The sequence below is a fragment of the Aquilutibacter rugosus genome, assembly GCF_036541335.1.
Classification (GTDB): domain Bacteria; phylum Pseudomonadota; class Gammaproteobacteria; order Xanthomonadales; family Xanthomonadaceae; genus Aquilutibacter; species Aquilutibacter rugosus.
Genome location: NZ_JAZHBO010000001.1, coordinates 377125 through 402609, shown reverse-complemented (window position 1 = coordinate 402609; position 25485 = coordinate 377125). Strand labels below are relative to the sequence as shown.

At 58.0% G+C, this 25485-nt stretch carries 24 protein-coding genes and 1 pseudogene; 11 read left to right on the top strand and 14 right to left on the bottom strand.

The window, feature by feature from the left end; all coding sequences use genetic code 11:
- Nucleotides 1-69: 69 nt before the first annotated feature.
- Both putP and V3390_RS01935 read right to left on the bottom strand, forming a co-directional pair.
- Entirely contained in the window at nucleotides 70-1620 is a 1551-nt protein-coding gene (gene putP, locus V3390_RS01940; RefSeq protein WP_331703144.1) for a sodium/proline symporter PutP, read from the bottom strand.
- A gap of 479 nt (nucleotides 1621-2099) precedes the next feature.
- Entirely contained in the window at nucleotides 2100-4613 is a 2514-nt protein-coding gene (locus V3390_RS01935; RefSeq protein ID WP_331703143.1) for a protein-disulfide reductase DsbD domain-containing protein, read from the bottom strand.
- Between the two features lie 212 nt (nucleotides 4614-4825).
- On the opposite strand from V3390_RS01935, the gene groES reads away from it, so the two are divergent.
- The 11 genes from groES to V3390_RS01880 all read left to right on the top strand — a co-directional run bounded on the left by groES (nucleotide 4826) and on the right by V3390_RS01880 (nucleotide 17784).
- Nucleotides 4826-5116, top strand: coding sequence for a co-chaperone GroES (gene groES / locus V3390_RS01930; RefSeq protein ID WP_331703142.1), 291 nt, complete (start codon nucleotides 4826-4828; stop codon nucleotides 5114-5116).
- A gap of 140 nt (nucleotides 5117-5256) precedes the next feature.
- Nucleotides 5257-6897 carry a chaperonin GroEL gene (groL, locus tag V3390_RS01925; protein WP_331703141.1) on the top strand — a complete coding sequence of 547 codons (1641 nt, stop codon included), beginning with the start codon at nucleotides 5257-5259 and terminating at the stop codon, nucleotides 6895-6897.
- Between the two features lie 440 nt (nucleotides 6898-7337).
- Nucleotides 7338-7778, top strand: a complete 441-nt coding sequence (locus tag V3390_RS01920) for a helix-turn-helix transcriptional regulator (RefSeq protein ID WP_331703140.1) — start codon at nucleotides 7338-7340, stop codon at nucleotides 7776-7778.
- A complete protein-coding gene (locus V3390_RS01915) occupies nucleotides 7771-8385 on the top strand; it encodes a nucleotidyl transferase AbiEii/AbiGii toxin family protein (RefSeq protein WP_331703139.1) in 615 nt (204 codons plus the stop codon). The genes V3390_RS01920 and V3390_RS01915 overlap by 8 nt, the downstream gene beginning before the upstream one ends.
- Nucleotides 8386-8547: 162 nt before the next feature.
- On the top strand, nucleotides 8548-8802 hold the full coding sequence (locus tag V3390_RS01910) for a hypothetical protein (protein ID WP_331703138.1): 255 nt from the start codon (nucleotides 8548-8550) through the stop codon (nucleotides 8800-8802).
- Nucleotides 8803-9182: 380 nt separating this feature from the next.
- Nucleotides 9183-10070 (top strand): hypothetical protein, encoded by an 888-nt coding sequence (locus tag V3390_RS01905; protein ID WP_331703137.1) that lies wholly within the window; start codon nucleotides 9183-9185, stop codon nucleotides 10068-10070.
- Between the two features lie 91 nt (nucleotides 10071-10161).
- Complete coding sequence (locus V3390_RS01900; protein ID WP_331703136.1) at nucleotides 10162-11577, top strand: class I SAM-dependent DNA methyltransferase; 1416 nt, start codon at nucleotides 10162-10164, stop codon at nucleotides 11575-11577.
- Nucleotides 11574-12743 (top strand): restriction endonuclease subunit S, encoded by a 1170-nt coding sequence (locus tag V3390_RS01895; RefSeq protein ID WP_331703135.1) that lies wholly within the window; start codon nucleotides 11574-11576, stop codon nucleotides 12741-12743. Before V3390_RS01900 ends, V3390_RS01895 begins: the two co-directional genes overlap by 4 nt.
- A gap of 23 nt (nucleotides 12744-12766) precedes the next feature.
- Nucleotides 12767-14218: an ATP-binding protein gene (locus V3390_RS01890; protein WP_331703134.1), complete on the top strand. Its 1452-nt coding sequence runs from the start codon at nucleotides 12767-12769 to the stop codon at nucleotides 14216-14218.
- 191 nt (nucleotides 14219-14409) lie between these two features.
- On the top strand, nucleotides 14410-16743 hold the full coding sequence (gene hsdR, locus V3390_RS01885; RefSeq protein WP_331703132.1) for an EcoAI/FtnUII family type I restriction enzme subunit R: 2334 nt from the start codon (nucleotides 14410-14412) through the stop codon (nucleotides 16741-16743).
- Between the two features lie 648 nt (nucleotides 16744-17391).
- Nucleotides 17392-17784, top strand: coding sequence for a hypothetical protein (locus V3390_RS01880; RefSeq protein WP_331703130.1), 393 nt, complete (start codon nucleotides 17392-17394; stop codon nucleotides 17782-17784).
- 79 nt (nucleotides 17785-17863) lie between these two features.
- Here the strand turns inward: V3390_RS01880 and V3390_RS01875 are convergent, their stop codons facing one another.
- The 12 genes and pseudogenes from V3390_RS01875 to cydP all read right to left on the bottom strand — a co-directional run bounded on the left by V3390_RS01875 (nucleotide 17864) and on the right by cydP (nucleotide 25425).
- Nucleotides 17864-18988 (bottom strand): inorganic phosphate transporter, encoded by a 1125-nt coding sequence (locus tag V3390_RS01875; protein ID WP_331703128.1) that lies wholly within the window; start codon nucleotides 18986-18988, stop codon nucleotides 17864-17866.
- A 10-nt stretch (nucleotides 18989-18998) separates the two neighbouring features.
- Nucleotides 18999-19625, bottom strand: a pseudogene (locus V3390_RS01870) (DUF47 domain-containing protein).
- A 53-nt stretch (nucleotides 19626-19678) separates the two neighbouring features.
- A complete protein-coding gene (locus V3390_RS01865) occupies nucleotides 19679-19933 on the bottom strand; it encodes a hypothetical protein (protein WP_331703127.1) in 255 nt (84 codons plus the stop codon).
- Nucleotides 19934-20004: 71 nt separating this feature from the next.
- Complete coding sequence (locus V3390_RS01860; RefSeq protein ID WP_331703126.1) at nucleotides 20005-20481, bottom strand: hypothetical protein; 477 nt, start codon at nucleotides 20479-20481, stop codon at nucleotides 20005-20007.
- Nucleotides 20471-20704: an NF038104 family lipoprotein gene (locus V3390_RS01855; protein ID WP_331703125.1), complete on the bottom strand. Its 234-nt coding sequence runs from the start codon at nucleotides 20702-20704 to the stop codon at nucleotides 20471-20473. The genes V3390_RS01860 and V3390_RS01855 overlap by 11 nt, the downstream gene beginning before the upstream one ends.
- 67 nt (nucleotides 20705-20771) lie before the next feature.
- A complete protein-coding gene (locus tag V3390_RS01850; RefSeq protein WP_331703624.1) occupies nucleotides 20772-21335 on the bottom strand; it encodes a hypothetical protein in 564 nt (187 codons plus the stop codon).
- A gap of 44 nt (nucleotides 21336-21379) precedes the next feature.
- Nucleotides 21380-21919: a superoxide dismutase [Cu-Zn] SodC gene (gene sodC / locus V3390_RS01845; RefSeq protein WP_331703123.1), complete on the bottom strand. Its 540-nt coding sequence runs from the start codon at nucleotides 21917-21919 to the stop codon at nucleotides 21380-21382.
- 95 nt (nucleotides 21920-22014) lie between these two features.
- Nucleotides 22015-22338, bottom strand: coding sequence for a cyd operon YbgE family protein (locus V3390_RS01840; RefSeq protein ID WP_331703121.1), 324 nt, complete (start codon nucleotides 22336-22338; stop codon nucleotides 22015-22017).
- Between the two features lie 5 nt (nucleotides 22339-22343).
- On the bottom strand, nucleotides 22344-22454 hold the full coding sequence (gene cydX, locus V3390_RS01835) for a cytochrome bd-I oxidase subunit CydX (protein WP_331689670.1): 111 nt from the start codon (nucleotides 22452-22454) through the stop codon (nucleotides 22344-22346).
- Between the two features lie 49 nt (nucleotides 22455-22503).
- A complete protein-coding gene (gene cydB, locus V3390_RS01830; protein WP_331689671.1) occupies nucleotides 22504-23643 on the bottom strand; it encodes a cytochrome d ubiquinol oxidase subunit II in 1140 nt (379 codons plus the stop codon).
- 10 nt (nucleotides 23644-23653) lie between these two features.
- Complete coding sequence (locus V3390_RS01825) at nucleotides 23654-25225, bottom strand: cytochrome ubiquinol oxidase subunit I (RefSeq protein ID WP_331703120.1); 1572 nt, start codon at nucleotides 25223-25225, stop codon at nucleotides 23654-23656.
- On the bottom strand, nucleotides 25222-25425 hold the full coding sequence (gene cydP, locus V3390_RS01820; protein WP_331689673.1) for a cytochrome oxidase putative small subunit CydP: 204 nt from the start codon (nucleotides 25423-25425) through the stop codon (nucleotides 25222-25224). The genes V3390_RS01825 and cydP overlap by 4 nt, the downstream gene beginning before the upstream one ends.
- Nucleotides 25426-25485: the final 60 nt, after the last annotated feature.

Here is a 25485-nt window from a genome sequence, read left to right as displayed (position 1 = left end):
GAACATAGGCAGTTTTCACGCGAAAAAACTGATGTTGACGAAGGCGCCAGCTTAAAAAGGGCGATGTGTTTAATGGGAGGAGGCGCGGATCGAGGCGCGGGGGCGGGTGCCGGCGCCGACGGAGGCGCCGACGGAGGCGCGGATCGAGGCACGGACGGAGTCGTGGGCGGCGAGCATGCGCGGGGTGGGCGGCGGGCCGATCAGGCTGCCGAGAACGATTGCCACGCAGGCGGCGATGACGCCGGGGACCATCTCGTAGAGTTCGGAGCCCGAGTAGGACTTCCACAGGATTACGGTGAGAGCGCCGACCAACATGCCGGCCAGGGCGCCGATCCAGTTCATGCGTCGCCAGTAGAGAGAGAACAGAATCACGGGTCCGAATGCGGCGCCGAAACCGGCCCAGGCGTAGCTGACCAGGCCGAGGACCTTGCTGTCCGGGTCGCGGGCCATGAAGATCGCGATCAGGGCGACCACCAGGACGGCGGCGCGTCCGAACCAGACCAGCTCGTTCTGTCCGGCGGATGGACGAATGAAGCCGCGGTAGAAGTCTTCGGTCAGGGCGCTGGAGCAGACTAGCAGCTGGCACGAAAGGGTGCTCATGATCGCGGCTAGGATGGCCGACAGCAAGATGCCCGCGATCCATGGGTTGAACAGCAGGCGGCTCAGCTCGATAAAGATGCGCTCGGGGTTGTCGGTGACCGGGCCGGCCAACGACGGGTTGGCCAGAAAGTACGGGACGCCAAACAGGCCGACCAGCACGGCGCCGACGAGGCACACGATCATCCACGTCATGCCGATGCGTCGTGCGGGCGCGATGGTGGCGACACTGTCGGCCGCCATGAACCGCGCCAGGATGTGCGGCTGCCCGAAATATCCCAGCCCCCACGCCAGCGCGGAGATCACGGCCACGGCGCCACCGCTCTGCACCCACTCCAATGTCGAAGGCGATTGCGCCCGCGTCACTGCCATCGCTTCGGTGGGGCCGCCGACTGCCAACAGCACAAACACCGGCGTCAGGATGAGCGCAAAAATCATCAGCGTCGCCTGCACGGTGTCGGTCCAGCTCACGGCCAAAAACCCGCCAATAAACGTATAGACGATGGTCGCCGCTGCCCCCAGCCACATCGCCTGCGCATACGGAATGCCAAACGTGCTCTCGAACAGTCGTGCGCCCGCCACAATCCCGCTGGCCGCATAGATCGCAAAGAACACCAGAATCACCATCGCCGAGATGACGCGCAGCATCTTGCCGCCTTGCTCAAACCGCGACGTAAAGAAATCGGGAAGGGTGAGCGCGTCGTCGGTGCGTTCGGTGTACAGGCGCAGGGGCGCGGCCACAAACTTCCAGTTGCACCAGGCGCCAATCACGAGCCCCACCGCAATCCATGCCTCGCTGAGTCCGGTCAGGTAGATCGCTCCCGGCAATCCCATCAGCAGCCAGCCGCTCATATCGCTCGCGCCTGCCGACATCGCGGTCACAAACCCGCCCAGGCTCCGTCCGCCCAGAATGTAATCGTCGAAGTTATTCGTCTTGCGCCACGCATAAAACCCGATGCCAATCATCAGCGCCAAATACAAACCAAACGTAATCAGCAGGGGGCTACCGGCGGTCGTCGTCATTCTTTTCTCTCGGCGTTCTGGTCTCAAATCGCGATGCGTCCTCACTCGCGGCGCGCATCACTCCCGATTCCGAGTGTAGCCGCCTGCGGTTCCGAGCGTCTCGCCGCCGTCACTCGCTGCCGTTCTCCGCCGGCTCGCGTTCGTCACATGTCCGCCGGCTCGCGTCGGTGACATGTCCGCTGAAATTACGTGGAAATTGCCCGTGCCCAAACGTGCACTTTTTACGCCCCAAGATCAGAAATTGATCACTCGGGGCACAGGCTGTGCATATCGGGTGCGAGCGGAAAATGCTGCAAAACCCGCGCGCACTGTTCGTGCATTTTCTGTGCCCGCGGTGGAGATATTTTGTCTACGGGGCGTTCTAGGTGCGCATCGAAACACGGGCAGTTTTCACGTGTTCCGGACCGAGATGTGTGCAGCGCCGCGGACGGCGCGCCGGGTTTGCGTCGGGTTGCGCGGAAAGTGAGCGGGAGCGGGGTTTACGGGCGCGGGAGGGCGTCGCGGACGGTGGCGCGGGTCAGGATCGTTGGCAGGACGCGCGGGGTGGCGGCCGACCTGGTGGTTGGCGGATAGACCACGTAGAGAGGGACGCCGACGGCGCGGAATTCGCCGAGGTAGGCGGTGAGGTCGTCGGAGACGTTGGTGTAGTCTCCGACCATGTAGACGGCGTTGGCGTCGCGGAGCATGGTGGCGAATGCCGCGGTGTGCAGGACGGCCCGTTCGTTGACCTTGCAGCTGATGCACCAGTCCGCGGTGATGTTGACGAAGACCGTTTTGCCCTGGGCGCGCAGGTCGGCGATGCGGCCGCGATCGAAGGGGATGGGGGCTTCGGGGGTGCCTTCGGAGGGGGAAACCGCGGACGACGGGGACGACGGGGACGACGGGGACGACAGAGACGACGGGGACGACGGGGACGAAAGCGCGGGGAGGCGGTGCACGTGGACGAGGGTCAGGAGCGCCAGGGCCAGGGCGGCCAGGGCCAGGAGGCGGTGGGTGGGGCGGCTGAGTTGGGCGGCGCGGGTCCAGGCCCAGCAGGCGATGGCGATCAGGAGAGCGGCGACTAATAGCCATGCCATCCCGAGGGGGCCGCGCTGTTGGCCGACAACCCAGGCGAGCCAGATTGCCGAGAGGTACATCGGGAAGGCCATCCAGTGCTTGAAAGTGTCCATCCAGGCGCCGGGGCGGGGGAGGAAGCGGGCGAGTGCCGGGATGAAGCCGATGAGCAGGAATGGCAGGGCCATCCCGAGGCCGATGGCGACGAAGACCAGCACCGCGAGGGCGGCGGGGGCGAACAGGGCCCAGGCGAGTGCGGCGCCCATAAACGGGGCGATGCAGGGCGTTGCAACGACGACGGCGAGGAGGCCGGTGAAGAAGTCGCCCTTCCAGTTGGGGGCCTGGGTGAGCGATTGGCCCATGCCGAGCCATCGTCCGCCGGCGTGCCAGACGCCGTTCAAGCTCAGGCCGAGGGCGAACATCAGCAGGGCGAGAAAGCCGACCACGAGCGGTTGCTGCATCTGGAAGGCCCAGCCGACCGCGTCACCGAGCCCGCGGAGGGCCAGCATCAGGCCGCCCAGCGCGGCAAAGCTGGCCAGCACGCCGGCGGCGTAGGCCAGAGCGTGACGTCGGGCTGAGGCCGGGTGCGCGGCCTGGTTGGCCAGGCCGATCGCCTTGAGCGAGAGCACCGGCAGGACGCAGGGCATCAGGTTAAGGACCAGACCGCCGAGCAGCGCCAGCAGCAGCGCGAGCGCGGCCGAAATTGGTGGGGCGCCGGCAGGGGGGGCGGTTGGCAACGCCGCGCCGGTGTCGGCGATGGCTGGATCGACCGGGGTGGCGGTATCCGTTGCAGTGGCGTCCGGCGGCGCGATCACAGTCTCCGCGGCGGTGGTGCTGGCGGCGCCCGTGCCCGAGGATGCAGGGTCGACCGCAGCAGCGGCGGCAGCGGCAGCGGCGCCTGTGGCGGCACCAACAACGGCGCCGGTGACCGGAGCAGCGGCGAGCGCGGACGGCGTCACCGAGACCTCGAAGCGGCGCGACATCGGCGGGTAGCAGACGCCCTGGTCCTTGCAGCCCTGGAAATCGACCGTCACCGGCAGCGAGACCGACCCGCCACGAGCGGTGCCGGCAGCCGAAGAAGCCGCGGACGCCGTCAGCGGGACCCGCAAGTCCACTGCCGAGAAATAGACCGGCACCTTGCCGAACTCGGGGTCGTCGTGGAGGCGCGCGGCGGGCCAGACCGGAGCGCCCAGGCGCACAGCCGAGCCGGCGGCGGTGCGCACCCGGATCTGGTTGCGGTAGAGGTAATAGCCGGGTGCGGGGGCGAGCGTGACGCGGAGGGACGAGCCTTCGACGCGGGCACTGACCTGGAAAGCCTGAGCGGCCGGCAAGGCCTGGTCGGCTGCGGAAACGGACCCGCCCCGGGCGCCGAGCAGACCGCCACCGCTAACACCGCTGCCGGAGACGCCGTTGGTCAGACCGGTATCGCCGCCGCGGGACAGGGCGCCGAACGGAGAGCCGGCGCTGGCGGACGCATCGGAGGCGGATGAAGAAGGCGCCGGCAGCGAGACCCGCAGCGTCTTGGTGGTGGGCGGATAGCACAGACCGGCATCGGCGCAGCCCTGGTAGCGCACCGTCAGCACCGTGGATGCACCGCGCGGGACGCCGGTTACCGGGACAGTCAGCGACTCGCGGTAGGTCTCGACATCGCCGAAGAACTCATCGCGATGCTTGGCACCGGCCGGGATGTGCAGAACCGGCGAACCGAAATTGCCATCGGCTTGGACCTTGAGCTGATGCCGATATAAATAGAAGCCCTTGGCGATCGTCCACCGCAGTTCGATCCGATCGGGCGCAGTCGCACGCGCGGACACGCCAAAGACCTGATCGACCGGCGGCAGATCTGCCGGCGGAATAGCCCGTGCGAAGGGCGTTACGGCACACAAGATCAGCAGCAAGCCCAAACGGGCCACGGCTGCGCGCAAGGAAGTATCAGACATTGCTCAATTCTACCGAATGCGGACGGCATCGTCGATTGGGCGCCTACCGAATGCGGACGGCATCCCCGATTGGGCGTCTTTTTTATCGCCGAGGCCTTGAAATGCCATGGCCGCCCCCCAACTTCAGAAACAGGTCCGCTGGCACTCATTTACCAAAGAGTGCTAACGGAACGGAAATTTTCCTGAAATATCAACTATTTAGAGAGTTTGAAATGGCTAACATCCAACCTTTGTTCGACCGCGTTGTCATTAAGCGCAAAGAGGAAGAAAAGCTGTCCGCCGGCGGCATTGTGATCCCTGATTCGGCCACCGAAAAGCCAATCCGTGGTGAAGTCGTCGCTGTGGGCGCCGGTAAGACCCTGGACAACGGCACCGTCCGCGCCCCGCAAGTCAAGGTTGGCGACGAAGTGCTGTTCGGCAAGTACGCCGGCACCGAAATCAAGCTCGATGGCCAGGATCTGCTGGTCGTTAAAGAAGACGACATCTTCGCAGTCATCGCCTAAGCGAGCCGCGAAGTAAAACAAAAAACAAAAAACAAAAATACAAAAATCGGATGCCCTCGGCGAAGTGAAGCCGGACCTTTTTTGATTTTTGATTTTTGATTTAGACATTCATTCAATTTAAGTAATAGGAAGTCAAAGAAATGGCTGCAAAAGATATCCGCTTCGGTGAAGACGCGCGCGCCAAGATGCTGCGCGGCGTGAACGTGCTGGCTAACGCCGTCAAGGCAACCCTGGGTCCTAAGGGCCGCAACGTGGTTCTGGACAAGAGCTTCGGCGCCCCGACCATCACCAAGGACGGCGTGTCCGTCGCCAAGGAAATCGAACTGGCTGACAAGTTCGAGAACATGGGCGCGCAAATGGTCAAGGAAGTCGCTTCCAAGACCTCCGACAACGCCGGTGACGGCACCACCACTGCCACCGTGCTGGCCCAAGCCTTCATCCGTGAAGGTCTGCGCGCTGTTGCCGCCGGCATGAACCCGATGGATCTGAAGCGCGGTATCGACCAGGCCGTGACTGCAGCCGTCGCTGAACTCAAGAACCTGAGCAAGCCTTCGAGCACCTCCAAGGAAATCGCTCAAGTCGGTACCATCTCGGCCAACAGCGACTCCAACATCGGTGACCTGATTGCCCAAGCGATGGACAAGGTCGGTAAGGAAGGCGTGATCACCGTTGAAGACGGTTCGGGCCTGGAAAATGAGCTGGACGTCGTCGAAGGCATGCAGTTCGACCGCGGTTACCTGTCGCCGTACTTCGTCAACAACCAACAGTCGATGGCTGCTGAACTGGACGACCCGTTCATCCTGCTGCACGACAAGAAGATCTCCAACGTCCGTGACCTGCTGCCCGTCCTCGAAGGCGTGGCCAAGGCCGGCAAGCCGCTGCTGATCATCGCTGAAGACGTCGAAGGCGAAGCGCTGGCTACGCTGGTGGTCAACACGATTCGCGGCATCGTCAAGGTCTGCGCCGTCAAGGCTCCGGGCTTTGGTGACCGTCGCAAGGCAATGCTCGAAGACATGGCCGTCCTGACCGGCGGTACCGTGATCTCCGAAGAAGTCGGTCTGCAACTGGACAAGGCCACGATCAACGATCTGGGCCGCGCCAAGAAGATCCAAGTCTCCAAGGAAAACACCACCATCATCGACGGTGCCGGCAACGGCGGCGACATCGAAGCGCGCATCAAGCAAATCAAGGCACAAATCGAAGAAACCTCGTCGGACTACGATCGTGAAAAGCTGCAGGAACGCGTGGCCAAGCTGGCCGGCGGTGTTGCAGTGATCAAGGTCGGTGCCGCGACCGAAGTCGAAATGAAGGAAAAGAAGGCTCGCGTCGAAGACGCACTGCACGCAACCCGTGCGGCCGTCGAGGAAGGCATTGTCCCGGGCGGCGGCGTTGCACTGCTGCGCGCCAAGGCTGCCATCGCCGGTCTGAAGGGTGCCAACGAAGATCAGAACCACGGTATCCAGATCGCTCTGCGCGCCATGGAAGCTCCGCTGCGTGAAATCGTCACCAACGCCGGCGAAGAGCCTTCGGTCATCCTGAATCGGGTGGTCGACGGTTCGGGTTCGTTCGGTTACAACGCTGCAACCGGCGAATTCGGCGACATGCTGGAATTCGGCATCCTGGATCCGACCAAGGTCACGCGTACGGCGCTGCAAAACGCTTCGTCGATCGCCGGCCTGATGATCACCACCGAAGCCATGATCACCGAAGCACCGAAGGCTGATGAGCCTGCGATGCCGGGTGCCGGCGGTATGGGTGGTATGGGCGGCATGGACTTCTAAGAGTCCTTGCTTCCGGACAGGTGGGCGGGTGAGGCCATTGGCTCCGCCTCCTGTCCTCACCCCACGCGAGCTAGCGCCGCGCGGGGCTGCGGATGTCGGCTGCGCCAATGGCCTCACCCGCCGCCCGGCCGGAACCTTCGGTTCCGCGCCCCTCGTCTGAGAGCGTCCGGTTGTGTTCGTTCCGGGGTGACTGAAAAAATCCAAAGCTGCAAATCAAAAACCCCGCCGGGGAAATTCGGCGGGGTTTTTTTATCCGTGCAAATGGGCTCATCTTCCGATAAGCGCGTTAGCTTTAGTCCTCAATCTGAAAGATCATTGTGCGGATAGATATGTATCGTTTATTATACAATAGTAGATAAATGTATATACTAAGATACATAGTTTAAGGATCTATTGATATGGCTAGACAACCCGCCCACTGGGCGCCAAGCACAAACGCAATGACTCAAGAGTTGGGTCGTCTATTGCGTGAGCGTCGAAACGCTTTGAATATCACCATGACAACGGCCGCGGAGTCTGCCGGGATGTCGCGCCTCACATGGCATCGTCTAGAGAAAGGCGAGCCGGGCGTGGCACTGGCGCACTTGGCCGCGGCGGCGGAGGTCTTGGGATTGAAGCTGACTATGCGTGTGGAAGACGCGGGCGCCCCCAGCGATGCTGAAGGCCATCTGCCACTTCAAATTGAACTGGCGAAGTACCCGGGTCTTCGAACACTTGCATGGCAAGTAGGCGAGCACGTCGATGCACTGACACCTCGTGAGGCGTTTGGTATCTATAGGCGCAACATCCGTCATTTGGATGTTGGGGCGTTGACGGATGAAGAGCTGCAATTGCTGACGGCTTTGCAGCAGGTCTTCGACGAGGTGCTTCCCGGTGTTTGAGCGGTCCCATCATCAGTTCATTGAAGTTGTGCTGACTTCATTGGATAGCTCCCTACTGAGAGAGCATGCCTGTTGGTTTGGAGGCGGGACGGCTATTGCACTTCGGAAAGAGGAATATCGGGAATCTGTCGATATTGATTTTCTTGTAGCAGATCTTGAACAATATCGCGCCCTTAGACATCGCTTGAACGGACGCAATGACATGTCGCCGATTCTTCGGGAGGCTGCGCCTGCGCTGCGACTTACGCGCGAATGGCGGGCCGATCAATATGGCATCCGTAGTGCAGTAGATATTGGCCCTAGACCCATTAAATTTGAAATCGTAAACGAGGCGCGAATTGATTTTTCGGTGCCGGGTCGGGCAGATAAAGTCTGCGGTGTATCCACGCTGAGTCTTCAGGACTTGGCGGCCTGCAAGTTGCTGGCCAATGCGGATCGAGGTCGAGACGATAGCGTGTTCTCACGTGATGTCATCGACATGGCGTTTCTGGATCTGCCGCCAAATCGTCTGGTCGGTCCGGTTATGAAGGCTTCACAGGCCTACGGAATGAGCGTCGTTTCTGAGATGCAAGTTGCATGCGAGCGACTCATTGCGAGAGAGGGCTAGCTCGCACGATGTATCAGAGCCCTTTCGATCGAGGAGCCGTACGCCATGGTGTACAAACGTCTAAAACGGTTAGAGCGACGTCTGCAAATCGTCTCAAGCCAACTCAGCTAGTCTGAACAAATACTGTCGTGTGCTCCGGGAGGGGTTGAATCCAGTGGGCTCATGATCGGCCAGCAAAAAGGGGTCCCCAAGTCGCACGCGCTGGCCACCCTAAGCAAGATCGGGCTTGCTCCGCTTGTCGAGGTTGCGTACGACAGCCCGACTGTGAGCACCGATGAAGCCAAGGCCGAGCAACGCGCCCAATTCGTAGCTGCCTCCACCGCTTATTGCCGGGACCACAAGGAAGACCTCTTCGCGTCGATGGAGAAAGCCGAGGCAGAGCAGGAAGCCGAGGCCCCCCAAAAGTCCGGCGACTAGTCTCCCCTCCGCACTCGAGCTCAATGCCGTCGCAATAGCGGGAGTTGAAGGATACTAGCGAGCTAAGAACATCCGCAATTTGATCCATCAGGTGCACTGAGCCGCATCTGATCGTGCCTTATTGCCTTAGGCATTTCGCCCCGGTTCAATCCGTCCACCAGCGATATCGGCGAGATGCTGAGTTTTGCCAACGCCGGTGAAACAGAACTCGCGCACGCCGCTGCTAAACGCTTCGCTATCCAGCCAACACTCCATACTTCCGGGGTGAAATTCAAGGCTCCGCCCCCGAAAGAGTGGCGGTATTCTTGATGCTGCTGTGTCATCTGTCGAGATTTTCACCTGCTAATGTTTGAATTTCAATGCTGAAATTGGAGTTCTCAATGAGGTGGTATCTTCACCCGGGCACGCTCGACAATAACCCTAAGTTTGATATTACCGAGGCGGAATACGAGAAAATTCGCAGCGCAAGTGCGTTACTGACTTGTGCGCTTAGGACGGAGGAGCGCTTTGAGATCTGTAAGCGCTATTTCTATGACCTAGAGCTGGAAATCCTAGCGATTACGCTTGAAAACAAGCTCGATCGAGATTTTAGCTACGAGCGATTTTTTGAGAATCGATTAAAACTGGAGAAGGCGACATTTGGATTTGTAACGGCGGCCAAGCACGTAATTGAAAAGCTCGCATCCGACTTCAGCTCCAACCATGCTGAAGCCAAGGAAATTAAGCAGCAGATTAAGGGGTTCTTGTCGGCAGAATATGACACGTCCTTTGAGTATCGATTCGTTGAGGCACTTAGGAATCACATCCTTCACCATGGTGGTAGCGTACATGGCTATTCAACGTCTGCATCGAAACCAGATCCATTTAACTCACCAGTCGTGAATCTTCGGCTTTCGTTTACGGCAAACAAGAGCAAGATATCTGAGAATAGTGGATTCAAGAAGACCGTGCTTAATGAAATGCCAGAATCGGTTGAGCTCAAGAGTGCACTGAGAGTGTACATGGCGGCGATTAGCAGGGTATTTGCGAGATCAAGAGACTTGAGAAAGTTAGATATCACTGCAGCTCGCGACACGGTTACGGATGCAATTTCCCGTTATTCAACGTTCTGTGGCACGCCACAGAGGTACGTAACGCTGTATTCTGAGAATGGCGGTGATCTAACAAAAACACAGCTTCTCACGGACTGGGATGATCAAAGGATCAGGCTATGGGAGCGAAATCCCGAAATGAGTAATTTATCCAATGTGTTCTTGCTAGACACCTAATGTTCGCCAGGTTTGAAATGGCAGGACGGCGAAGGTTAATTTGGGTTGTGGAACCGTGTTTGAGAGAGTTTTTAAGAATATAGATGACATTTTGCACAAGGATGCAGGGTGTACCAGTGAGCTTGATTACACGGAGCAATCTTCGTGGCTGCTGTTCCTGAAGTACCTCGATGAGCTTGAGTCGACAAAGGCCGGGATTGCCGGGCTTGAAAGACGACAGCACGCATGGTTGCTTGAGGAATGGGCAAAATGGGATACGTGGGCGGCTCCAAAGAATGCCAGTGGCCACTTGGACCACAACAAGGCTTTGACAGGGCCCGATCTGATCGATTTTGTAAATAGCAGATTGTTTCCGTACCTAAAAGGCTTCAAAGAGCGAGCCAATAGCCCGCAGACTCTCGAGTACAAGATCGGTGAAATTTTTGGGGAAATTCACAATAAGATTCAATCGGGATACAACCTGCGGGAAGTAGTTGAACGCGTTGATGAGCTACGTTTTGGGACGAGTGCTGAGAAGCATGAGCTGAGCCATCTGTACGAAGTAAAAATCCGCAACATGGGCAATGCTGGGCGCAATGGTGGTGAGTATTACACGCCGCGACCTTTGATTCGCGCGATGATTCGGGTTGTGGATCCCCAGATTGGAGAGTCAATTTATGACGGGGCTTGTGGTAGCGCCGGGTTTCTTTGCGAAGCGTTCGACTACCTAAAGCAAGGCAGGCTTAGTACATCAGACGTCAGAGTGCTGCAGGATCGGACGTTTTATGGGCAAGAAAAGAAGTCCCTAGCCTACGTTATCGGCATCATGAACATGATCCTGCACGGGATCGAGGCGCCCAACATCGTCCACGCCAATACCCTGGGCCAGAACCTCAACGACATCCAGCCGAAGGACCAGAAGGACATCGTGCTGGCCAACCCGCCGTTCGGTGGCAAGGAGCGCAAGGAGGTCCAGCAGAATTTCCCGATCAAGACCGGGGAAACCGCGTTCCTGTTCCTGCAGCACTTCATCCGCATGCTCAAGCCCGGCGGGCGCGCGGCCATCGTCATCAAGAACACCTTCCTGTCCAATACCGACAACGCCAGCACCAGCCTGCGCCGCAAGCTGCTGGCCGAATGCAATCTGCACACGGTGCTGGATTGCCCCAGCGGCACGTTCCAGGGTGCGGGGGTGAAGACGGTGGTGCTGTTCTTCGAGAAGGGCGCGCCGACGCGTCGCACGTGGTTCTATCAGTTGGATCCCGGACGCAACATGGGCAAGACCAATCCGCTTGCCTATGCGGACTTGGTGGAGTTCGTTGAACTGCAGAAGACGTTTGCCGATTCGGCGAAAAGCTGGACGGTGGACGCAGCGACCGTCGATCAGGTCACGTTCGACCTGTCGGTGAAGAATCCGAACGCCGCGGAGGTGGCGGCGCAGCGCAGCCCGCGCGAGATCCTCGATGAAATTGCGGTGCTGGATGCGGAGAGTGCGCAGGTGCTTGCGAAGATCAGGACGTTGGTATGAGTTGGGAGACCAAGCCGATTGGGGATGTCTTTCGTGTGGTCAATGGCGGCACGCCCAAGACCGGCGTTGCTTCCTATTGGGATGGCCCGCATCAATGGATCACGCCAGCGGAAATGGGTGGGCTGGACAGACCGTATCTGTCGGAAAGCCGACGTTCGCTCACCGATGAAGGCCTGCGCGTTGGCGCAGAACTGGTACCTGCGAACTCGATCATCCTGTCCTCGCGTGCGCCGATCGGTCATCTGGTCATCAATAAAGTGCCGATGGCGTTCAATCAGGGTTGCAAGGGATTGGTGCCCAAGAGAGGAATCCACACCAAGTTCGCGTATTACTTCCTGCTGGCGAATGTGCCGCTGCTTGAAAGCCTCGGTACGGGAGCAACGTTCAAAGAACTGTCCGGTGGGAAGCTGAAGGAAATTGAGTTTCGGCACCCATCACTGCCGGAGCAACACCGCATTGTCGCCATCCTCGACGAAGCGTTTGCGGGCATCGCCACCGCCAAGGCCAATGCCGAGAAGAATCTGCAGAACGCGGTTGACCTTTTCGACAAGAAGTTGTCGCAGGTTTTTTCCGGACATCATGAAGGGTGGAAAGCCAAGCGGCTTGATGAGGTCTGCACAATTACGTCCATGCTGGTTGATCCGCGCCAGCCCCAATACGTCGATACGATCCATGTCGGTGCGGGCAACATCGAATCGAAGACGGGCAGGTTGATTGATCTGAGGACCTCAGGCGAGGAAGGCTTGATCTCAGGCAAGTTCCCGTTCGATACAACGATGGTGCTTTACAGCAAGATTCGCCCGTACCTTGAAAAGGTAGCGCGCCCAGAGTTCAGCGGAATTTGCAGCGCAGATATGTATCCACTTGCGCCAATCGATGGCCAGGCTACGCGTGACTTCCTTTACTGGCTGCTATTGAGTAAGCCATTCACTGATTACGCCATCAAGGGTTCCGCACGCGCGGGAATGCCAAAAGTAAACCGCGACCATCTGTTCCGTTACGCATTAGAGCTTCCGAGCGTTGTGGGGCAGGAGCGAATCTCCTCTGAACTCGACACATTGCGATACGAAGTCGCACGCCTCGAATCCCTCTACACCCGCAAACTCGCCGCCCTGGACGAACTCAAGCAATCTCTGCTGCAGCGCGCTTTCTCTGGACAGCTGTGATCAGTGCATTCGAAACGACAAGCATGACTAATCGCGATATCGACTTGATAGATGAGCTACGACGACTCCCGGCCGAGACTGCCTGGATGGAGTTCAAACGAGATAATGCAGAACCAAATGGCATCGGCAAGCGGTGTTCTGCATTGTCCAATGCAGCGCGATTCGAATCTCAAGATTGTGCATATATGTTATGGGGTATTGATGATGCAACGCACGAGGTGGTTGGCACATCATTCGAGCCCGATGCTGAAAAGATCAGTGGTCAGCCACTGTCGTTGTGGCTCGCCAATTGCCTGCAGCCTAGCCTTGCTTTCGAGTTTCGGAGTGTGGCGCACCCCAATGGGCGGGTAGTTCTTCTGGAAGTTCCAGCTGCCACGGGGTCGCCAGTCTCATTCAACAACATCGCGTATATCCGTATAGGCAGTGCAACCCCCAAGTTGGCAGATTACCCGGAGCGACATCAAAAACTTATCGAGCGCATGCGCCCCTATCGTTGGGAGCAGGATACTGCGATGCGCTACGTCACTGGTGACGACGTGCTTAGGCGGCTGGACTACAGTCAATACTTCCGTTTGACCGATCAGCCTTTGCCGGACAATCGCGCCGGTATTTTCGACAAGCTGGCCGCCGAGCGCGCAATTGTCTCCGACGTTGGGGGACGCTGGAGCATCACGAATCTTGGCGCGATCCTGCTCGCCAACAACTTGGATGAATTCCCGATACACATCGCTCGCAAGGCCGTACGTTTTGTGGCGTATGCAGGAAGTACGCGCGCACAGCCAGTAACGCACCGACTCGATATGAAGAAGGGGTATGCCGTTGGATTCGAGACCTTGATCGAATCCATTAACGGACTCTTGCCACGAAACGAACACATCGGTTCGGCGTTGCGCGAGTCGCATCCGCTTTTCCCTGAGCTGGCGATTCGCGAGCTGGTAGCCAATGCACTGATACATCAGGACATGACAATAGCGGGTGCTGGTCCACAAATCGAGTTGTTCGATCAGCGGCTCGAGATCGGCAATCCGGGGCAGCCGTTGATCAAGCCAGAGCGAATGGTTGATCTTCCGCCGCGGTCGCGCAACGAGGCGTTGGCTTCGTTGATGCGTCGCATGAACATCTGCGAGGAGCAAGGTAGCGGATTGGACAAGGTCATCCAGCTAGTGGAGGTATTCCAGTTGCCTGCGCCCTGGTTGCGAGCTGAGGAGTCCTCGATGCAGGTTATCTTGTATGGGCCTCGTAAATTTGCAGAAATGAGCCCGGATGAGCGCGTCCGTGCTTGCTACTTCCATGCCGTCCTGAAGGCGCTACGTGGCGATAGGATGAAAAACGCGTCGTTGTGTGCCCGTTTCGGTATCGATCCCAAGAACGCGGCAATGGCCACAGCTGTTATTAACAAAACACTGGACGCCGGCCTGATCCGCCACGCTGATCCTGAACACCTACGAGCCGGCTACGTGCCAATCTGGGCATAAAAGTTCTTGATTGGGTTTTGACTATGGCGCCTAGAAATCGTTCAGGTTATAGAAAAAAGTAGTAAAATCAATAAGTTGCTGAATTCTTTGGGGTGGGTAATTTCTTGATTCGTTCTTGATGCTAGGAGGAACCTATCCGGCTGCTTCAGAGAAATGTGAACACGCTAAGATAAGGAGCTGTAAGGGGAATAATGAACGAATCAGAGACTCGCGCCGAACTGATCGATCCTGCATTGAAGCGGGCCGGTTGGGGCGTCGTTGACGGTAGTGTGATTCGCCGGGAGTTTCAGATTAGTCCTGGGCGCATCCATGGCGCTGGCCGGCGGGCGAGGGCAGAAATTGCAGATTACGTTCTCGTGTATCGCAACATCAAGCTGGCGGTCATCGAGGCAAAGGCGCGCGACCTGCCGGTAAACGACGGTGTCATGCAGGCGAAGTCCTATGCAGGCATGTTGGATATTCGATTTACGTACTCTGCTAATGGCAATGCAATCTACGGCATCGATATGGAGACGGGGCAGGAGGGTGATGTTTCCGATTTTCCATCGCCGGACGAGTTGTGGGGCCGCACGTTTGCTAAGGCCAATCGTTGGCGCGATCGCTTTGCGGCAATTCCGTTCGAGGATAAGGGTGGTACATGGCAGGGAAGATACTACCAAGATGTAGCAGTCAAGCGTGTGCTCGATGCCATAGCATCGGGAAGATCACGCCTCCTTCTGACGCTCGCGACGGGTACTGGCAAGACGTTTATTGCGTTTCAGCTGGCCTGGAAACTGTTTCACGCGAAGTGGAATTTAACCGACTGGCAGAGTGATGGCGAGCCGACGCGTCGGCCACGGATTCTATTTTTGGCCGATCGAAACATTCTCGCAGACCAAGCCTATAACTCATTCTCCGCGTTTGATGATGATGCCTTGGTGCGAATCGCACCGGATCAAATCCGTCAGAACGGTCGTGTCCCGACGAACGGGAGCGTGTTCTTCACGATCTTCCAGACGTTCATGAGCGGTCCTGGTGAAACGCCGTATTTCGGTGACTATCCGCCGGACTTCTTCGATTTCATCATCGTAGATGAGTGTCATCGAGGTGGTGCGAAAGATGAAAGCTCGTGGCACGAGATCCTAACGTACTTTGAGCCAGCCGTTCAACTCGGCCTTACTGCGACGCCGTTGCGCCGGCAGAATGCCAATACATTCACATACTTCGGCGAACCAGTTTATTCGTATTCCTTACGCGAAGGAATTAATGATGGCTTTCTGACGCCGTTTCGCGTTAAGCAAATTGCAACTACCTTGGACGACTATGTCTATACTCCCGACGATGCACTGGTCGAGGGCGAAATCATCGCAGGTAAGTTATATACAGAGGCAGATTTCAATCGATCCATCGAGATTCGTGAGCGTGAAGAATATCGAGTTCGTACATGGATGGAGTTAGTTGGTCCGTACGAAAAAACGTTGGTCTTTTGTGCCACGCAAGAACACGCCGGACTAGTTCGTGATCTGATCAACCAGAATAAAAAGGTCTCCGACCCGCTCTACTGTGTTCGTGTGACTGCCGATGATGGGGCGCGTGGCGAAGAGTATCTACATGACTTTCAGGACAACGAAAAAACGATACCGGCGATTTTGACGACGTCCCAGAAACTATCGACCGGTGTCGATGCGAGAAATGTACGCAATATCGTCCTGATGCGTCCTGTGAACTCGATGATTGAGTTCAAGCAAATTGTCGGTCGTGGTACGCGCCTTTACGAAGGTAAGGATTACTTCACCATATATGACTTTGTGCGTGCTCATGAGCATTTTAGCGATCCGGAATGGGACGGTGACCCGCTGTCGTCCGAACCTATAGAGCCGCGCGGTGCAAGAGATACAGTGGATCAGGCAGACGGTGATTCACAACCACGCCCTGATCCCGCGCTACGTCCAACCCGCGCCAGCGTGCGTTTGGCCGATGGCAAGGAACGCAAGATCCAGAGCATGATGGTCACGACTTTTTGGAGCGCCGATGGCCGCCCGATGTCCGCTGGACAGTTCCTCGAGTCGATGTTCGGTGTTCTACCTGACTTCTTCAAAGACGAAGACGAGCTACGCCGCATCTGGGCCGACCCCGAAACTCGTGGGTCGCTTCTAAGTGGGTTATCCGACAAGGGCTTCTCCCGCGATGCATTGACCGCGATGCAACAAGCCATTGAAGCCGAAGACTCCGATGTCTTTGATGTTCTCGCTTACGTTGCATATGCCCGCGCACCGATCACGCGCGCAAAGCGCGCCGAGTTCGCCAAGTCTTCAATCAGCCAGGAATATGTCAGCGACCGCCGCGCTGCATTCCTCGACTTCGTATTGGACCACTATGTGTCCGAAGGTGTTGATGAATTGTCGCTGGACAAGTTGGCGCCCTTGTTGCAACTCAAATACTACGCGATCAACGACGCATTCGCCGAGCTCGGCACGCCGGATCAGATCCGGGATGCATTTGTAGGGTTTCAACAATACCTATATCCGTCGTCTACCACCGAATAGCGTAACATTTCAGCAGTGTAGGCATGCTGAAGAATTCTCTAAGTGGGGCGATCGATATAGAACTGTCATCGCAGGGGTACACCGCATGAAATCAAACCAGGTGGATCAACTCAAGAGTGGAGCAGAAATAGTCGTTTCGGATCGCTATTCTGCATATGCACTACATGCGTCCGTTCTTAGGAGTTGGCTAGTCGCATATGGAATAGGCGCACTCGTATTGTTTCTAAGTCAGAGCGTCATTTGGCAGGCATTAGCAAGGGCAGGGAGCCTTAAGCTCGTTGCTGCGCTATTCTTATTAGGTGTGTTTCTGCAGGTGGCGCTCTCGGCAGTGAATAAGTCTGTCATGTGGGCAGCGTATTATGGGGACATAACGCCATCGTTTCGATCGACTCGCATCTATCGGTGTGCCGATAGCTTGTCGAATAAATACTGGATTGACTTTTTGGTTGACTGCGTGTCAATCGTGCTATTCATCGTTGCTACCTACCGATGCTTCTCAGTACTTTCCAATATGGTTCCGGTCGCGTCATAGCTCTCTCTTAAAGCACCTGCTACCTTGCGGGAATTAAGTTCGTTTAGTAGCCATTATCATAGAGAGTCATCGTTGGTTGCGGTACAAGTTTAAATAGTTCGCCTAGGGCCAGCCTCATGACCGCGCAAGTTCACGAACGCCTGATACTCAATGGCGAATTGACGTCCCTGATGACGTGTCCGCCGCTTCCGCTGCAGCATCCGCGTCTTTACCGCCGCGACCCCGCAGACGTTAGCTGGATCTCGGGTACCACTGCCTGTTGGCGCGGCTACATTGGTACCTGGGAGATCCGTGACGGTCAGCTGTATTTGGTCAGTATTGAGGGCACGCTCGGTATCCGCGACGGCGAGGCGATTCACGCCGATTGGTACAGCGGCACGCTAGTCGTTCCACGTGGCGAAATGCTTAACTACGTTCACATGGGTTTCGAGAGCACGTACGAGCAGGAGCTCCGCCTCGATATCGAATCCGGGCGTGTCAAAAACACGACCCTCATCGACAACCGCTGAGTCGAGGCGAATTTACCGTTCTGCGAGCTGAGTTATCCCATCGCTCGCGATCGCTAAGCGCTGGTGTTGAACCAGCCACTTACGCCCAACCCAAGGCGTGCACGATCTTGTAAAGCAGGTAGGCGACGGTTGCGGCGGCGGGGATCGTGAGGATCCAGGCCCAGATGATGCGCTCGATCACCGTGATCTTGAGCGCACGCGGGTTTTTGCCAAAGCCCACGCCCATGATGGCGGTGGAGATGCTGTGCGTGGTCGAGACCGGCATGCCGAAATGGGCAGCGGTGACCAGGATGGTGGCGGATGCGGTCTCGGCAGCAAAGCCGTCGATGGGTTGCAGCTTGACCATCTTGTGGCCCAGCGTCTTGATGATGCGCCAGCCGCCAGTGGCCGTGCCTGCAGCCATCACCAGGGCACAGGTGCCGATGATCCATGAGTCAATGTGTTCGCCGCTGGTGCTGCTGGGGTGCAGGAACGCGAGCCATGCGGGCAGGTCGTTCAAGGTGCCGGCCGACTGGGCGCCGAACAGGGCCAGCGCAATGATGCCCATGGTCTTTTGCGTGTCGTTGCTGCCGTGTGCAAGGCCCATGTAGGCGGCCGATGCCAATTGCGCCTTGCCAAAAAAGCCATTGACCCAGCGCGGGCGGGCCAGACGGCCGAGGGGGCCGCCGAGTTTGGCGAGGCCGGCAATGAGTGCGTACAGCACCGCCAGGATCAGTACGCCGAGCAGAAAGCCGGCTATGGGCGAGGAGACCATCGGCATCACAACCTTCCACAGGATGCCTTTGTTGTGGGTCCAGCCTTCGGCACTTTTTTGGGCCCAGATCAGCGAATGCCAATTGAAGTTAGAGGCCGACAGTGCGGCGCCGCACAGGCCGCCGATCAGTGCATGCGAGGACGAGGACGGCAGGCCCAACCACCAGGTGATCAGGTTCCAGGTGATGCCGCCCATCAGTGCGCACAGGATGATTTGCGAGGTGACTTGCACCACTTCGGTGTCAATCAGGCCCGACAAGATGGTCTTGGCCACTGCGGTGCCGAAGAACGCGCCGACCAGGTTCATCGAGGCGGCCAGCATCACGGCCTTGCCCGGGCTCAGGACCTTGGTGGCGACGACCGTTGCAATCGAGTTGGCGGTATCGTGAAACCCGTTGATGAACTCGAACACCAGTGCGGCGAAGATCACCAGCAGCAAGATGGTCAACATGGATGTGACCTCAGGAGTTCTTCAGGACAATCTGATACGCGACAACACCGGCCTCGCGGCAGCGGTCGATGGCTTTCTCGAGAATCTCAAAGAACTCTTTGAGCAGGAACATGTCGGCGGCGTCGAGCTTGCCGGTATAGAGTTCGCGATGCATCTCCAGCAGCAGGCGGTCGGCCTCGGCCTCGAGCACGCGCAGGCGCTCGTTCAACTTGCTCATCTCCTCGATGCGCATCGAACGCAGCTCTTTCACCATTTCCACCACGACACCGGCGGCCTGTTCGAGCATGACACCGCGCGGCGCAAAGTCGATATCGGCCAGGTGATGGCGGGCCAGGTCGTAGCGATCGGCAAAGCGTTCCACTTGTTGCGGGATCTTGTACAGCGCCGAGCCGAGGGATTCAATGTCTTCACGCTCGATCGGAGTAATGAAGCTGTCGACCAGAGCGTGATTGATTTTGTCGGACGCGGTGCGCTCGCGTTGGCGTGCCAGCTAGAAGGCATCCAGCGAGGGCACGGCAGTCGGCTCTTTCAGCAGGGCAACTAGGGCCTTGGTGCTTTCGTGCGCTGCATCGGCCGCTTCATCTAACAAGTCAAAGAACTGTTTGCCGGAACCGAAAATCGTCTGCAACGAAAACACGGGCGCGCCCGCTGTGCTGGAATGTGACGATTATATGACAGCTGTCTCCGGGTTCAGGTGGTCCCTTGCTCGTACTCGGCCTGCGGCGACAGGGTCGCCAGTTGCTCCTTGAGCGCCACCATGTTCTTTTCGATCATCTGCTCCCACTTGGCGGGGTTCTTGCGGGTCTTGGTGCGGGAGCGCTGGATCAGCTCGATGGCGCCGCTGTCGAGCAGGTCGGCACGATCGCTGGCAAATTGCGCCACGATGGTGGAGCGCAGGCTACGGTTCGCAGGCCATGCGGAATTTGTGTCGGCATCCAATGTCACTTAAGCCTCCCGCAGCCCTTATTTAAGGGTGTATTTTACACACGCACGCGGGTGCAAACTTGGCGTGTGACTTAGGGGCACTTGATGCGGGGTTCGCCAGTGGATGCGCCGTCCACCGTCATGCTCAATTTGTTGCCGGCGACCAGTTGGAATTCGGGTTTGCCTTCCCATTGTTCGCCTTCGCCTTCGAACTTGCCAAAGGTTTGGATATGGGTTGGCGAGATCACCTTGACGCTAGTGATGTCGGCATGCGACTCGAGAAACTGCAGTTCATTGGCAGTGATGGCCAGGCGCGACTCCATGCCCGGCGCGCAGTCCTTGGGCGTTGATGCCCAGGTGCCCTGAAATGCCGCAGGGATCGATTTCGAGTCCGTGGACGTGGCGTTGTCTTGTTTGTCAGCCGATTTGTCCGCCGCCGTCTCATCCACCGGCGCAGCCGCAGGTGTGGTCTGCGCGGATTCATTCGCCTTTGCAGGCGCCGAGGATTCCGACGAGCAGCCGATCAGGCCCAGTGTCAAAACCAGCGGCGCAATGAAATTAATCTTCATCCGGTTCCTTGCATTGGATAACGGGGTTCTTCTTTTGCGCCTTGAGGCAATCCTCGTACTCATCGTTCGGGATCACAGCGCGCACGGCCGCGGCGGTGCCCTTGACGGCCAGCTTGCCGGTGCCATAGGCGACCTTGACCGGCAAGGTAACGACCGAAGTGAGACAGCCAGTCAAGTTCACCGCGATGGCGATGGCGAAGCTAATTTGCAGAAATATGCGCATGGTCTGATTCTATGTCATGGGCATTGGGGTTTAACGATCACTGCTCATAACGGTCGCCATTGTGTGATCAGTGACCCCACGGCGCCGGCGGCAGTTCAGCCAGCGGTTGGGTCAGGTCAAACGCCACGCGAAATAGGCGACCATTTGGACGGGCCAGTTCGTAGACGAACGTGTTGTCATGGATCTCCATGGCCCAGGTGTTGTTGACCGATCCGGTCAGACCGTTCTGCTTAAAACTGGCGATGGACTCGGAATCGACCGGGAATTCCTGCCGCTGCGCTGTGCCTTCAGTGCTCGTGTCACCGCCGTACATCGTCACGACATCGGCACTTCCGTCCTGATGCCGATGATCGTGCTTGAGCCGCAGTCCGCTGGAGGTACGCGTGACAACCCAGGTGCGGGAGTGGTCATCGCCCACGTGGAACGGAATGTCCAGGCGTTGTGTGGGGTTGGCGCAACCGCGCACATGCATGATGAGCGCCTTGCCCTCAAACGGATCCGGCGTGGTTGCTTTGGGCGTGTCCGCCACAATGCGACCGGCGTACGCCTTGCCGCAATGTTGTGCAATCGCGGTCATGAACTGATCTTGCGTGGAGCGGCCCTGCATGTGCGCGCAACCCGTCAATGCCATCGTCACGATGGCACTGACTACGAGGGGTCTTTGCAATGGGGTCATTACGGGATGACACCGCACGCCATGCGACCACCACCACCGCCCAGCGGCGCGGGATGATCCGAATGATTGTCACCACCGACGTGCACCATTAGCGCCTTACCACGCACATCGGCGAGTTTCAGACGCGGCGCCACGACCGCTTCGGCGACATTGCCGACGCTATCGGCAGTAATTGGCGGCAAATCACCCATATGACCGGGGCCCTGCGGCGGTCCGTGCATACCGGTATTTTGCGGGTCGAAGTGTCCGCCGGCCGCACCGGCTGCAATAGTCTTGCCTTGTGCATCGGGTCCGGGTGCGCAACTGCCGTTGGCATGGACGTGGAAGCCATGGCTGCCTTCCGGAATATGGACCAGGGCCGGCAGCAGGACCAGGCCTGCAATGCTGTCGTTGAGTGTGACCATGCCGGCTGAATGCGAGGTGCCATCGGCCGCGACCATATTCATTGGGACGACCACACGCTCAGACGAGATCATGTCGGTTGTGGCGCAACCGCTGACTGCGGTGAGCGCAATGGCGGCGGCAAAAAGTGCTCTCATGTCCGGAACTCCTGTTGAGATAGGGGTTCCTTTACCTTAAACGCGAGTCGGTAAATTCGCGTGAAACCGGCGCGGTGCGCCGGTCCGGTTACGCGTTAGAACATGCCGTGGCTGCGAGCCCAGAGCAGGGCGGCACCTGCAAAGGTAAGCAGAGCTGCCCAGCCTCCGAAAATATAGCGGAAGAACCGATTGCGCGGAATAAAACCCAGGCCGCGAATAAAACCCGCCGACATGGACCAGAACACCAAGGTGGCGATGCCGTGATCGGCCTCGCCCTTGGCGTCTGCAAAGACCGTCGGTACGAACGAGCCCAGCACCATGCAGGTCAAGCCGAGCAGCAGGCAGGGCCAATGAAGCCCTGCCGGCTGATAAGGAGCTCGATCCGCCGGAGCGGGTGCGTCTTGCTTAAGCTCCGACATTGGACTTACTCAACATCGGGGTTGTCGCGGAACTGACGGCTTTCCATCCAGATGGCGTTGAGAATGCCCAGCAACACGGCGAAACCCAAACCTAAAACCCATGCGAAATACCACATATTTAAATCCTCAATAACAATGGCTGATCCGTAATTGCGGATCGGATCCTTAGTACAGGTACTTGTCCTTGGCCTCGATTTGCGCCTCGGTGATCTTGCCGCGCATCATGCGATACGCCCACGAGGTGTAGACCAGCACGATTGGCACGAACAGAACCACGCCGGCCAGCATGATGCCCAGTGTCAGATGCGAGCTGCTGGCATCCCATACCGTCAGGCTCGATGCGGGGTGATTGTACGAAGGCATCATGAAGGGGAACATGGCAGCGGACGGGGTCACGATGGTGCCCACGATCGACAGCGATGAAGCCACAAACGAGGACAGCGTCTTGCCCTTTCCGACCAGCCAGGCAGCCGCCAATGCACCGCCAACGGCGAGCACCGGGAAGATCCACAGCCACGGCATGTTGCGGTAGTTAAGCCACCAGGCATCAGCCGAGCGGGCTACCGTTTTCAGCAGCGGGTTGGCCACGCCGTTCGGATCGGAACCGGCGGTAATGACAAATCCTTGGACACCACCGAACTTTAGCCAGAAGCCGGCGGCCACGAACAGCACTACAAAGACCAGTGCGGCGAGGCGGGCATAGCGGGTGGCGCGGGCTTGCACATCGCCCACGGAGCGATGCGACAGGTAGGTGCCGCCTTGCATCGTGATCATGGCACTGGCCACCAGTCCGCATAGCAGTCCGAACGGATTGAGCAGGTGGAAGAAGCTGTCCTGGAAGTGCAGGATCATGTCGCGGTCGAACTCGAACGCCACGCCTTGCAGCAGGTTGCCGAAGGCCACGCCGAAGATCACCGGCGGCACGAAACCACCCACAAACAGAGCCCAGTCCCAGAAGCTGCGCCAGCGCGGATCCTTGACCTTGCTGCGGTATTCAAACCCGACGGGTCGGAAGAACAGCGCAAACAGCACCAGCAGCATGGCCCAGTAGAAACCGGAGAATGCAGCTGCGTAGATCAGTGGCCACGCGGCAAACAGCGCACCACCACCGGTGATAAACCAGACTTGGTTGCCGTCCCAGTGCGGGGCGACGGAGTTGATGGCAATGCGGCGTTCGTTGTCGTTCTTGCCGACAAACGGCAGCAGGGTGCCAACGCCCATGTCATGACCGTCCATGATGGCGAAACCGATCAGCAGCACGCCGACCAGCACCCACCAGAGAAACTTGAGAGTTGCGTAATCCATTGCGTGCTCCTTAGTAAGCGGCCTTGCCGGCAGCATCGTCTTGCGCGTAGCGGCCGGTGCCCAGGGCGCCGGGGCCTTGCTTGATGTACTTGAGCATCAGGTACATTTCAACGATCAGCAGGAAGGTGTAAAAGATCACGAAGCCCGCCAGTGAACCCCAGACATTGCTGACCGCAATGTTCGAAGCCGAGAGGTGGGTCGGCAGGATGCCGTAGATGGTCCACGGTTGGCGACCGTATTCGGCCAGGAACCAGCCGACGTGGATGGCAATCCACGGGAATGGCAGGCTGTACAGGGCCCAGCGCAGCAGCCACGGACGATTTTCAAACGTGCCGCGCAGCGTGTGGTAGAACGCAGTCACAAACAGCGCCAGCATCAGAATGCCCAGGCCGACCATGATGCGGAACGACCAGAACAGCGGCGTCACCTTGGGGATCGAGTCGTCTACGGCCTTTTCGATCATTTCCGGCGTGGCGTTGGCCACATCGTTGGTGTGACGCTTGAGCAGCAGACCAAAGCCCAGATCGTCAATCTTGGACTCGAGCGTGGCGCGGGCCGCGGCATCGTTGGGGTTGCCGTTACGCAGTGTTTCCAGAGCGACGACCGCAGGGATCCCGTTCTTGATGCGTTCGCGGTTCTTGGCTTCGATCTCGTGCAGGCCCGGAATGGTTTCATCGAGCGAGCGCGTACCGATCAGGCCAAGAACGTAGGGCACTTCGATTTCCCAGTTGTTCTTCTTTTCTTTTTCGTTGATGTCGGCAATTAGCGTCAGGCCGGCCGGAGCGGGTTTGGTTTCCCACATGCCTTCCATTGCGGCGAGCTTGGTTTGCTGTGCCTCGCCGGTGGTGTAGCCGGACTCATCGCCCAGGACCAGCACACACAGAATCGAGGCCAGACCGAATGCAGCCGCGACCTGGAACGAACGGCGTGCGAACTCGACGTTCTTCTTGCGCAGCAAGTACAGTGCCGAGATAGACAGCACGAACATGGCACCAGTCACGTAGCCGGCCGAGACCATGTGTACAAACTTGGCCTGCGCAATCGGGTTGAAAATGATCTCGGCAAAGCTGGTCATTTCCATGCGCATGGTTTGCCAGTTGAACTCGGAGCCGACGGGGTTCTGCATCCAGCCGTTGGCGATCAGAATCCATAGCGCCGACAGATTGGTGCCTAAGGCCAGCAGGGTGGTGGCCATGAGATGCTGCACTTTGCTCAGCCGATCCCAGCCAAAGAAGAACAGACCGACAAAGGTCGATTCAAGGAAGAAGGCCATCAGACCCTCGAGCGCCAGTGGCGCGCCGAAGATATCGCCGACGTAGTGCGAGTAATAGGCCCAGTTGGTTCCGAACTGGAACTCCATGGTGATACCGGTGGTAACGCCAAGTGCAAAGTTAATGCCGAACAGCTTGCCCCAGAAACGCGTCATGTCTTTCCAGATGACGCGACCGGTCATGACGTACACCGATTCCATGATGACCATTAGCCAGCACAGGCCCAGCGTCAGCGGAACGAAAATAAAGTGATACATGATGGTGACAGCGAACTGCACCCTCGATAGCATCACCAGCTCTTCAGAGATCATGGTTGCTTGTCCTCAAGGTTGGTATTGGATGTAGGTTGGAGAATTTGCTGAGCTGCGCTTTGCGGATCAACGTGAACCTTATGGCCACGGAAAAAAGCGAACCAGATAAAAAACAGCAGGATGATCTTGATGATGCCAATCCAAACCAAATGGCGTAGCAGCCGGTTCTCAATTGGCAGGTTCGGAACGTTGAATCTCATATCCATCGGACTCCGGCGCAGGCATGATTTGGCGTCTGCGTCTCTAATGAAATGATAACA